The following is a 9,485-nucleotide window of genomic DNA, read 5'->3' on the forward strand; positions in this document are numbered from 1 at the left end:
TTCGAAGATCTGTGCCCAGGTGACCGGGTTCGACGGGGCGGTGACTTCGGCGGGGATCTCCTCGTACCACTCGTAGAGGCCGGTTACGGGGTCTTGCTCGCCGCGGCCGTACCTTTCGATCGCCTTGCTGCCCGGTTCGGCTTCGGGGCCATCTCCTGGATCGCTTTTGGGTCGCCACCGGTCTTCCACATGATCTCGGCCATGCTTCGTCCGACCTGGAAGTCCGCGAGGGCGGTTTTCCCTGCCCGGTCGATCGCGGTCGCCGGTACGTCGTCGATACGCATCTCGTCGAACGCGGAGCCGAGGACGAGTCGGTAGAACTCCTCGTCGCCCATCTTCTCGGCGCCGCCGACGATGCCGTTGATCCGGACGCCGGCCTCGAACGATGCGGGCGGGATCGTGTACTGCTTCCCGTTGATGGGGAGGACGAGCGGGTCGTACAGGTCGTTGAAGTCGTTGAACACTGGGATCTCCTTCACTGGGTGCTGGGTTGAGGCCCCTGCCGTCCCGACCCAGTAGCGGGACGGCAGGGGTGTTGAGAGGGCTACGCGCCGCGCGTGTACGCAGTGGCCAGCGATGCGCCGACCGGGTTCGTGACCGTGACGGTCGTCGCACCAGCGGAGCCGGCGGGCACGATCGCGACGATCTGAGAGTCCGACTGGACGATGTAGGAGGTCACGTTCGTCGCGCCGACCTTCACACCAGCAGCGCCAACCGTGCCGGTGAAGCCGGTGCCGATGATCGTGAGCATCGTGCCGACCGACGCGCCCGTCACGGGACTGAACGCCGTCAGGACCGGGATCGCGGGCGCCGCGAACGGGTTCGCGATCGTCGTGATCGCACCGTCAGCGGTGAACGTGATCGTGACCTCATCGAGGTCCGCAACACCCGACTTCGACTGGTTCCAGTCGACCAGGGCGAGCATGGTGAGTGCTTCGGTGCCGCCGTTGCGGTCGTACCAGCGGACGTACAGGCGTGCCGCGGTGCTGAACTGGAACCGGGTGGCGCGTGCGAGTTCCTGGCCCGGGTCGGACGGGACACCCGCCGTGGTCGGACGGAGAACCTTCGCGACGAGCTTCCCTCCGGTCATCGTCTTCTCGAACGAGTTGAACCCGTTCGTGTCGTACGTGTCCGCGGGCTGCAGGGTCGCGTTCTCGCTGGGTGCGAGATCCTCGATGCCCTTCAGGCTGATCCAGGTGATGTTGTCGGCCGAGACGTCGACCTTGAAACGGCGTGCGAATGCACTGGGCATGATGCCTCCAGGTGTTGAGGGGTTGGTCCCCCCCACAAGGGGGCGGAGAGTGCACCGGGCGGTGCGTTCCCGCACTGGGCAGCGGAAGAAGGTGGGCAATGAGGCCCGGGAGCGCCGTCCGCAGGGGTCGAACCTGCAACCACCGGTTTTGGAGACCGGAGCTCTGCCAGTTGAGCTAGAACGACTGGGCCCCGATTTGCTCCGGGGTGGGAGTGCGGCTACCAGTTGCCGGCGAACATGGTCACTTCGACATCGACCGGGCCCAGGTAGCGGCGGGTTATGCACTCGATTCCGTTGCGACTGCTGGTCACGGAGTACTCACGCACTCCGACCATCGAGACCCCGTCGAGCGACAGCCTCTTGCGATATCGCAGAGTGGTCATGAGCTTGCTGAGAAAGCGCATCTTCTTCTCCTTGATCCGCTACCAGTTGCCGCTTGCGGGGCGTCCCGCGGTTGGCGTGTATGCCACGTCGAGGGTGTAGTTGTCGGTCCAGTCCCACCGTTTCGAGTCGTCCATGCCGAGAGGGGCACGAACCCGGTCACGGACCTGCATGATCTGCACGGTCGCGGACAGCGGAATCGTCAGCTTCCCGAGGAACAGCACGGCGATCTGATCGAGGAGTTCGAGGGGACGGCGCGGCTTGTTCGCGGCTCCCCGGCAGCGAACCTGCAGCAACCCAGACCCTTGCGGCATCGACTGGTGTTCAACCTGCGGCACCCACGTGAGGACGATCACCTCATCCGGGGTTGCAGGCATCAGCATGTGGAAGATGCCTGTCGCACCCGCCGGGTAGGTCCCGGGCGCGTTGAACGCTGTTCCAGGGACGCCGGAGACGATGATGTTGGAGACACCGTCGAGCAGATCCAGGGAGTCGGTCATCCCATCGCCTCCCGAATCGTATCCGCCATGATCTGGAGGCACGCGTCTGCCTCGGTGAGCATCGGCTGCTGCAAGAACAGTGCCTGCCCGCCCTGCGGGTGCCGAAAGTCCAGACCGTAATGCTGGTAGCGGGCGTATGGACCCGGGTAGTAGACGCGTGCGCTCGTGTGACTGACGGCCTTCACCTCAGCGGACGCGCGCAGGTTGCCCGTGAGGACCGGGGCGAGCCCGGTTGACACTGCACGGACGTGTTCCGCGGCGCGGCCGACAGCGAACGGGGCACTGTCTCGGAGTGCGTCAGCGACACTGTCGAGCAGTGCTTCGAACCCACCCGTATCCCAATCGAGAGCCATGGCGGGCCTCCCGAAGTCGAGCGGTTGCGATAGGGGCGCCGCATCCTGCAAGATGAGGCGCATGTCCGCGTGGGTAGACCAGATGTTCAGAGCACAGCAGTCGATGAGCGGCGGGGTTGTGCGCCGAAGCATCGATGACGTCATGCAGTATGGCGCCCTCGACGAGATCATTGCTCGAGCCCAGGAGAACGGCTGGCATGTCATCGAGACCGGTGACCAGATCGTCGTGCTGTGCCACCCAGGCTCGATGCAGATCTTCTGCTGACCGGATCTCACTCAGGTGAGTGAGATCACAGCGTGATCGGGGAGGTCAAGATTCCCGGACGTGTTCGTGTTCGTGCGGATCACCCGCGACGTCACACCATCGACAGTCACCCGCGAGTCAGCAGGGAACAGCGCACCGTTCTCCGGGCGTGTGTAGAACTGGCCCTCGGAGACCACCTGTTCCGCGGTCTGAGAGCGCACCAGGTGCCGGGTGTCATCCAGGAACCCGCCTACCGCGACGGCCGGTGCGAACGTGTCTTCCCCGTACCCGTTCGTGCCAAGGAACGTCTCCACAAGCACCGAGTGCACGTAGAACTCGGCGAGCTCGTCATCGTCTGTGGACGGCGGCGCGGTTGACGCGTCGGCGAGCCACTGCACCGTGAAAGGGGCCCACGGGCCGGCGCTGCCAGCCCCCACGCTCACACCCAGAGCAGACCCGAACGCCGGGGTCTCCATGACGGTGATGAACCAATTACCCGGTTCGCCGTACGTGCCGGCGGTCTTGAACTCGTACGCGGCGAGATTCCCGCTCGGGCTGAACATGATCGGGAGGGGCAACGTCACCAGGACCGTGTTCGGGTTCGTGCCCGGGACGGCCGCAGCCGTGACCACGTTCCCGACCCTGGACAGGGTGACGGTCGATCCGTCGCTGAACGTGAGGGTTGTCGCGGCGCCGGCCGGGGTGTCCGACGTTGCCGGATCCGCGAGCCACCGGGCGGTAAACGAGCCCGCGACGGTCGGGGGGCTGTTGTACCCGCCGAGACCAATCCCGGCATCGCCGACGACCACGCTGACCTGCATCGTGATCGTGCCGGGTGCCGAGTAGTTGCCCGTGCTGACGAACGTCAGGTCGCCGGCAGTGGGCTGGAACGCGACTGGCAATGCCTGGAAGCCAGAGGGCGCGGCTGCAGCGTACGAGACGACGGCGGTGACCATGTCCCCAACGCGCGACAGTGTGACGGTCGCGTTCGTGAACGTCAGCGTGATCGGAGCGACCATCAGATCACCCTCTCCATCAGCCGCGGTACGCCGGTTCAGCGCCGAGCAAGTTCCGCTGTTGCAGGAACCGTGCCGCCTCGGGAACGAGGCTCACGTAGGCGGCCGCACGGGCAGCAGCAACAGCCTGAACCTCAGCATCGGAGTATTCGATCGCCCCTGTCGCGAGCTTCTTCGACCTCACTGCCTTCGACGTCTGAAGGACACCACCAGTCGTCGGATCGATGTTCAGGGCGACCCACGCGGATGCCTGGATGCAGGTTGCATCACGGAGTGCAGCAAGCGTTGCCGGATCCGTGGCGAGCCCTGTTGTGGGGTTCACGTCGTAGATCGCGCCTTCGGTCGCGTCGAGGATGAGTGCCGTGCAACTGCGGAGCACCTGCACGATGTTCGCCGGGGCCACCAGGCCAGACCACGACGCGTAGTCGGCAGAGGACGCGAGAGTCGTTGGGACGATGAAAGACGGGTACAGGGCCACAACGTCACCTCCGGTTGGTACCAGTGGGCGGGGTGCCATCACGGCTGCCCCGCCCACCAGGCGGTTACTGCTCGGTCGTGCCGAACCGTTCGATCAGGTCGGTCTTCGTGAGCGCTTCGGCATCATCCGGGGTCATGCCCTGGACGACAGCCCACGACACCCAGTCGGGTTTCAGGGCGGTCAGAGCAGGACGGCTGGTGACGGTGCCCGCGTCCTCACCGGTGTAGACGCCACCGTCAGCGTTCGCGACACGGGTGAGATACCCGCGGTGCAGACGCTGCTCGATCGTCTCGTGGAGGGGCAGGTCGAGCTTGAAGACCGTCCCGCCCTCGCCGCGGACGAAGATGTGCCCCGGCTCTTCCGGGGCGGTCTTCTTGCCCATCAGCCGACGTACCGGCCGTCGAGAGTAAACGCGGTCACGGTCATCGCGACCGACGTGTCGACCGCGAGGGAACCGTCCGGCTGACCGAAACGGGCCGACTCGAACGGGCCAGCCCACTGGGTGCCGGCGCCGCCGAACGTGACGGTGGCGTTGCCCTGACCGGACGCGATCGCCGAGGGCTGCGAGCCCGCGACAACCGTTGCCGTACCGGCACCAGCGGCGACGATGCGGAGGATGACGGTCTTGCTGCCGCCGTACGGGACAGTTGCGCCGTTGCCAGCACCGACACCGGTGGCGGTGCCAGTCGGGTCGGTGAGGGCACCGTTCAGGACGAACGCGGCCGGGGTGAGAGTTGCACGAGCCATGATGGGGTCTCCTTCCTCAGGCCGTGACGGTGACGAGCGCGCTCGCCAGCGAGTCGGGGCGGACGTTCTTGGCGCCGAAGAGCATGAGGCCCTTCACAGCGTCGGAGAACGAGGACTGAGGCCGGTACGCCTCGACCTTGTTGATCTGCTCCGCGAACGTGATCGCACGGTCGTTGCCCGCGATCGTCGCGAACTCGTTGCCGGTCGTGTTCGGGGCGTTGTTCGACAGCAGGATGTCGAAGCCGGCGGCACGACCGACCATGCCGTTGCGGAGTCCCTCGGAGGTGCCCGACTCGTTGACCTTCACGAACCGGGGGTCGCGGAGGAGCACGCCGTGCAGGTCAGGGGTGACCGCGACGGAACGACCCTGCGTGGCAACGTTCGCCTTGTCGAGCTTGACCTTCAGCGGGACGAGGACGTTGTCGTACGCCTGCGTCGGGGTCGCGATCGACACGGAGATCGATCCGAGCTGGTTCTGCGCCTGGATCGACGTGTAGAACGAGGCGACGTACTGGTCCACCACATCGGCGAGACCGTATCCGGCCTCATCCTTGAGCTGGTCCATGATGCCGCCCTTCGCCTGGCGCTTGTCGACGTCGTCGACCTGCACAGCGAAGTACTTGGACTGGTCGATGACGAGGGTGCGCTGGCTGTCGGCCACGGTCTCCGGGGAGATGACGGTCACGCCGGGCACGTAGTTGCCGATCGTGGGGCGGCCGACGGACGTGATGCGGACGGTGTCACCGGCTTCGGCGATCTCACCCTCGTAGTCACGGTTCGTGAACGCCGTGTAGATCAGCTGCTTGCGGAGAGCGACGAGGAGCAGAGCGCTCCAGATCTCCGGCTTGAACTTGTTGAAAGCCACGATGGGCTCCTTTCAGGGGAGTTAGGTGAGCAGGCTCTTCAGGAGGCCCTTGTCGTAGGCGTCCGCGATCTGCTCGGGGGTCATCTGCGCGAGCTGCGCTTCGGTGATCTGGCCCTGCTCGCCGGTCCCGCCGGGAGTTTCGACCGTGCTCGCGCCGGCCGCCCGGGCCGCCTTGAGCGTGGGGTTCGCGGTGACCGCGGCCGTGATGGCTTCGGCGACCTTGGTGGAGAAGTCCGGCGACGCAGGGTCGAGGGACTGCACGCTCGCCAGGAACGTGTTCGAGTCGAGGAGCGCGTCAGGGTTCGCCCCGGCTGCTCCAGCCGCCTTGTAGACGGCGAGCTGTGTCTGCGACTGTCGGTGCGCGGTCTGCGCGGCGGTGAGCGACGCGGTCAGCGCGGCAGGGTCGAGAGCTGCGTCCGGCTTGAGGCCCAGGGCGACAGCGAGCTTGTCGGTGATCGCCTTCTGCGCGTCGTCAGCCGCGGTCTTTGCCGCTGTGCGGTGATCACCGGCTTCCTTGCGTGCGTCGCGAATGACTTTCTGCGCCCATTCAGGCAGGTCTTCGACCTTCTCAGCCGAGGCAGGGGGTGCCGGTACGGCAGGAGCAGCTGGTGCTGCAGGTTCACCCGCGGGCGGAGGCGTGGGAGCCGGTGCAGCGGGCGCGGCAGGAGCCGGACCGCCAGGTGCGCCGCCATCGTCGTTGAAGAAGCGGGCGCCGACCACGTCGAAGCGGGTCGGGCCGATCTGTGCGAGGCTGTCCGCGCCGAGGCGGGCGTAGGTCGTAGGGGTCTGGGGGGACATGCGTGTTCTCCTTGTGAGCGCCAGGCTCGTTCGGGATTGGGATGCCCGCGACATGCGGACGTGTGGTTACCGGGGGATGGTGAGCTTGATGCGCGGATCGGAAAGGTCGACCTGCTCGCGACGCGACTGCCGAGAGAACCCGGTCTCCTGGACGAACTCACGCACCTTCGCCTGCGCGCGACGCACACGCGCCCGCGCATCCGCTGCAGTCTCCGGGGACGCGGCGTACTCGAGCTGCCGCTTCGCTTTCCGCACCTCGAGTTCGAGACGCCGCTGCCTCTGCGTGAGCTCGTACAGGCGCTGATCCTCTGGGGTCCACGTCCGGATCTCGGGGAGCACGGTGACGCCGGGGAAGAACGCCGTCAACGGGTGCCGGCAGTTCGGATGCCACAGGCCCGCAGCGACCGCGTCCGCGATCGTTCCCGAGACCGGGACGGCAGGGTTCTCGACCGGGACAGCGGTCAGCACCTTGCCCTGCCAGGGGAAGCACTGCGGGCAGGTGTGCGCTGTCACCGGGACGGTGAAGTACTCGATCCCGAGGGCGAGCATCCTGTCCAGGTGCGACGAATTGAACGCCCTCACCGACGCGGTGCGGACAGCCATCTCCACGTACGCCGACATCGACCAGTCGCGCCCCGACTTGTCCGTGAACCCGGTCACACCCTGTGACGCGAACACCCGCCACGCCATCGCCTGCGCTTGCGCCGGGGTGACCCCGTTGTCCACCACCTGGTAGATCGCGCCGTGCGGAGCGATCGCCTTGTAGATGTCGTCCGGGAGGCGGGTGATCCGCCGGCGCACGTCCTCCAGCTCTGACACGACGTCGTCACGGATCGCTTGCGCGGCTCGCTCACCATGCGGCATCGACAGGTCGAAGAACCCATCGCTCCCAGACGCGAGAGAACGGCCGGGGGGCACCCGACCGCCACCACCGCCCTGCGAGGCGCTGGAACGTCGGACCAGGGTGGTAGAAGCGGCAACGTGCGCCGCCTGACGCCCCTCGATCGTGGCCGCCGAGATCATCGCGTCGGCGAGCGACGTCGACCCAGCCAGGCGGGCGAGGATCCGCCGCACCAGGAGGCGCAGCTTCGGGACCATGCCCTGCCGGCCCTCCAACGTCGGCGCCGTGCGTCGCAGAACCGTCGTCGCCCCCGAGAGCAGCTCCTGCTCAGCGATCACGTACATGGCGATCAGAGACGCGGTGAGCTGGTCAGCTGACTGGTCCTGCGTTGTCATCAGCCTCTCCCGGGTCGGTCGCCCCCTGATCGAACGGGGTCATCTGCGGATCCGGCAACGGGTGCGCGAACTCAGCCTTGATGGCCGCAACCTCGGCACTGATCTGGTCCTCGTCCCAGTCGGGGTGCAGGATCGACACCCGCTCCTCGACGGACGCGGACTCGGCCGCGTACAGGGCCTGCACGGTCTGCGCGAGCCGCAACTGCGACTCCTGCACACCGTCAGAGAACTCCACCGCCAGATCGGTCGTCTTGTTCGGCTTCGTGAAGAAGACGCGATCCACCTCGAGGAGCTTCGTGACGTGTGCGAGCAGCACCGGCTTCCAGATGCGGATCTTCCGCGCCCGTGTCATCAGCGAGCGGCGCTCACGCGCCTCGATCTCGGTGGCCGTCTTGTCGCCCCGGTTCTCCTGGTTCACACCGAACGTGGACAGGGAGTAGCCGGACATCTGCAGGATCTGCTCGATCAGCATGTCCGCGGTCTGCTTGTAACCGACCGGATCGAACGCAGGCTGCAACACCTGCACTCGGTCGGCCATCGACATGGGCTTCTCGCCCGAGGAGCCAGACATGCCCGTTTCGACGTACGTCTCCTGATCGAGCTGCACGACGGCCGCCTGACCGGGGCCCATCGTCTTCGCGAGTTCCTTCGCCATGAAGACACGTGCGCGGGCTGCGCGACGAGCGCGCATCCAGTCCGACATCGTCTCCGCGAGCTGGTCGAGGAGATGCTCGATGCCGTCCAGGTCCGATCGGCCGAGGTTCTTGCCCACGGGGTCCTTGCGCCAGATCCGGTTCGGGGTCTGGTTGGGGACGTACTGCACAGCGAGACCGAGCGTCTTGGTGTCGATCGTGCCCTCAAGGCCCAGGTCTGTGTACTTGGCGAGAGCGGCAGTTTCTTGACGGAAGTTGAGGCTGACGCGCACGCCGAGCTTGTCCTCTTCGCCCTCGTACAGGCCGTGGAGGATCACACCGTTCCCGCCGGCATCGAGTTCGTGGCGCTCCAGGTGCCGGTACACGCGCTTCCCGTTGCGGGCGATGACCGCCCAGAACGTGACCGCGACGAGCACACCGAAGCGGAACTCCGGGATCGACTCGTCTGCGTCCTTCACGGTCGTGAACGGGCCGTCAGGCTGCAGCGTGTCGTCCCAGGTGACCCGCAGGTAGGAGCCGCCGAGAGCTGCGGACATCTCCGCAGCCTCAGCCATCTTCGAATGGAACGTGTCGTCCAGCAGCGTTTCGAGGCGGTCTTGTGTGACCGGGTCGGTGACTGTGACGGTGACCGGGTCAGAGAACAGCAGGTCCGCGGACGCCTGGCAGATCTCAGCTGCCATCGGCACCGGCAACTTCGTGTTCTGCTGTGCACCGGTCGCCGGCTGCCCGATGAACCAGCGCACCGGACCCAACGAGTGGACCTTGATACCGCCCTCGTCGGATGCGAAGAACCCCTGCCCGTCGTTCAGGATGCCGCCGCCGTACACGGCCTGCAGGCGTCCGAGGTCGTTCGCCCACCAGGCGCCCCACCGGGCCATCGAAGGCAGCAGGTTGTCCAGTTGCTTCGGGGGCCACCGGTCATAGTTTGATGCGGGAAGCGGCATGAGTTGCAGTCCCTTCCT

At 66.4% G+C, this 9,485-nt stretch carries 14 protein-coding genes and 1 tRNA gene; 1 reads left to right on the forward strand and 14 read right to left on the reverse strand.

All coding sequences use genetic code 11. From position 1 onward, the window contains the following. Positions 1–83 precede the first annotated feature (83 nt). The 6 genes from CQ044_RS16510 to CQ044_RS16535 form a co-directional block, all read right to left on the reverse strand. Positions 84–464, reverse strand: a complete 381-nt coding sequence (locus CQ044_RS16510; protein WP_105689473.1) for a hypothetical protein — start codon at positions 462–464, stop codon at positions 84–86. An 80-nt stretch (positions 465–544) separates the two neighbouring features. Then, positions 545–1,252: a phage tail tube protein gene (locus CQ044_RS16515; RefSeq protein WP_105689474.1), complete on the reverse strand. Its 708-nt coding sequence runs from the start codon at positions 1,250–1,252 to the stop codon at positions 545–547. Between the two features lie 112 nt (positions 1,253–1,364). After that, positions 1,365–1,437: transfer RNA gene (locus tag CQ044_RS16520), tRNA-Trp, on the reverse strand. A 33-nt stretch (positions 1,438–1,470) separates the two neighbouring features. Beyond that, positions 1,471–1,656 carry a hypothetical protein gene (locus CQ044_RS16525; protein ID WP_105689475.1) on the reverse strand — a complete coding sequence of 62 codons (186 nt, stop codon included), beginning with the start codon at positions 1,654–1,656 and terminating at the stop codon, positions 1,471–1,473. 18 nt (positions 1,657–1,674) lie between these two features. Beyond that, positions 1,675–2,133 carry a minor capsid protein gene (locus CQ044_RS16530; protein WP_105689476.1) on the reverse strand — a complete coding sequence of 153 codons (459 nt, stop codon included), beginning with the start codon at positions 2,131–2,133 and terminating at the stop codon, positions 1,675–1,677. Further along, positions 2,130–2,549, reverse strand: coding sequence for a minor capsid protein (locus CQ044_RS16535; RefSeq protein ID WP_105689477.1), 420 nt, complete (start codon positions 2,547–2,549; stop codon positions 2,130–2,132). Before CQ044_RS16535 ends, CQ044_RS16530 begins: the two co-directional genes overlap by 4 nt. On the opposite strand from CQ044_RS16535, the gene CQ044_RS16540 reads away from it, so the two are divergent. Then, positions 2,548–2,751 carry an N-(5'-phosphoribosyl)anthranilate isomerase gene (locus tag CQ044_RS16540; protein ID WP_105689478.1) on the forward strand — a complete coding sequence of 68 codons (204 nt, stop codon included), beginning with the start codon at positions 2,548–2,550 and terminating at the stop codon, positions 2,749–2,751. The genes CQ044_RS16535 and CQ044_RS16540 overlap by 2 nt on opposite strands. Positions 2,752–2,762: 11 nt before the next feature. Here CQ044_RS16540 and CQ044_RS16545 read toward each other — a convergent pair whose 3' ends face one another. The 8 genes from CQ044_RS16545 to CQ044_RS16585 form a co-directional block, all read right to left on the reverse strand. Then, entirely contained in the window at positions 2,763–3,749 is a 987-nt protein-coding gene (locus tag CQ044_RS16545) for a hypothetical protein (RefSeq protein ID WP_105689479.1), read from the reverse strand. Positions 3,750–3,765: 16 nt separating this feature from the next. Continuing rightward, positions 3,766–4,224 (reverse strand): hypothetical protein, encoded by a 459-nt coding sequence (locus CQ044_RS16550; protein ID WP_105689480.1) that lies wholly within the window; start codon positions 4,222–4,224, stop codon positions 3,766–3,768. Positions 4,225–4,288: 64 nt separating this feature from the next. After that, positions 4,289–4,606, reverse strand: a complete 318-nt coding sequence (locus CQ044_RS16555; RefSeq protein WP_105689481.1) for a hypothetical protein — start codon at positions 4,604–4,606, stop codon at positions 4,289–4,291. Beyond that, positions 4,606–4,971: a hypothetical protein gene (locus CQ044_RS16560; protein WP_105689482.1), complete on the reverse strand. Its 366-nt coding sequence runs from the start codon at positions 4,969–4,971 to the stop codon at positions 4,606–4,608. The genes CQ044_RS16555 and CQ044_RS16560 overlap by 1 nt, the downstream gene beginning before the upstream one ends. Positions 4,972–4,987: 16 nt before the next feature. Next, entirely contained in the window at positions 4,988–5,836 is an 849-nt protein-coding gene (locus tag CQ044_RS16565) for a P22 phage major capsid protein family protein (RefSeq protein ID WP_105689483.1), read from the reverse strand. 21 nt (positions 5,837–5,857) lie between these two features. Further along, complete coding sequence (locus tag CQ044_RS19655; protein ID WP_181158350.1) at positions 5,858–6,634, reverse strand: hypothetical protein; 777 nt, start codon at positions 6,632–6,634, stop codon at positions 5,858–5,860. A gap of 66 nt (positions 6,635–6,700) precedes the next feature. Then, complete coding sequence (locus CQ044_RS16580) at positions 6,701–7,870, reverse strand: phage minor capsid protein (RefSeq protein WP_105689486.1); 1,170 nt, start codon at positions 7,868–7,870, stop codon at positions 6,701–6,703. Further along, positions 7,845–9,467 (reverse strand): phage portal protein, encoded by a 1,623-nt coding sequence (locus CQ044_RS16585; protein ID WP_105689487.1) that lies wholly within the window; start codon positions 9,465–9,467, stop codon positions 7,845–7,847. Before CQ044_RS16585 ends, CQ044_RS16580 begins: the two co-directional genes overlap by 26 nt. Positions 9,468–9,485 lie beyond the last annotated feature (18 nt).

Source organism: Microbacterium sp. MYb64 (genome assembly GCF_002979495.1).
In the GTDB taxonomy this organism is placed as follows: Bacteria; Actinomycetota; Actinomycetes; order Actinomycetales; family Microbacteriaceae; genus Microbacterium; species Microbacterium azadirachtae_A.

Bases quoted from the DNA above. Each gene is read 5' to 3' on its own strand.
- CQ044_RS16525 (WP_105689475.1), bottom strand. From the start codon at position 1,656: ATGCGCTTTCTCAGCAAGCTCATGACCACTCTGCGATATCGCAAGAGG.
- CQ044_RS16530 (WP_105689476.1), bottom strand. From the start codon at position 2,133: ATGACCGACTCCCTGGATCTGCTCGACGGTGTCTCCAACATCATCGTC.
- CQ044_RS16585 (WP_105689487.1), bottom strand. From the start codon at position 9,467: ATGCCGCTTCCCGCATCAAACTATGACCGGTGGCCCCCGAAGCAACTG.
- CQ044_RS19655 (WP_181158350.1), bottom strand. From the start codon at position 6,634: ATGTCCCCCCAGACCCCTACGACCTACGCCCGCCTCGGCGCGGACAGC.
- CQ044_RS16535 (WP_105689477.1), bottom strand. From the start codon at position 2,549: ATGCGCCTCATCTTGCAGGATGCGGCGCCCCTATCGCAACCGCTCGAC.
- CQ044_RS16555 (WP_105689481.1), bottom strand. From the start codon at position 4,606: ATGGGCAAGAAGACCGCCCCGGAAGAGCCGGGGCACATCTTCGTCCGC.
- CQ044_RS16560 (WP_105689482.1), bottom strand. From the start codon at position 4,971: ATGGCTCGTGCAACTCTCACCCCGGCCGCGTTCGTCCTGAACGGTGCC.
- CQ044_RS16515 (WP_105689474.1), bottom strand. From the start codon at position 1,252: ATGCCCAGTGCATTCGCACGCCGTTTCAAGGTCGACGTCTCGGCCGAC.
- CQ044_RS16580 (WP_105689486.1), bottom strand. From the start codon at position 7,870: ATGACAACGCAGGACCAGTCAGCTGACCAGCTCACCGCGTCTCTGATC.
- CQ044_RS16540 (WP_105689478.1), top strand. From the start codon at position 2,548: ATGTCCGCGTGGGTAGACCAGATGTTCAGAGCACAGCAGTCGATGAGC.
- CQ044_RS16545 (WP_105689479.1), bottom strand. From the start codon at position 3,749: ATGGTCGCTCCGATCACGCTGACGTTCACGAACGCGACCGTCACACTG.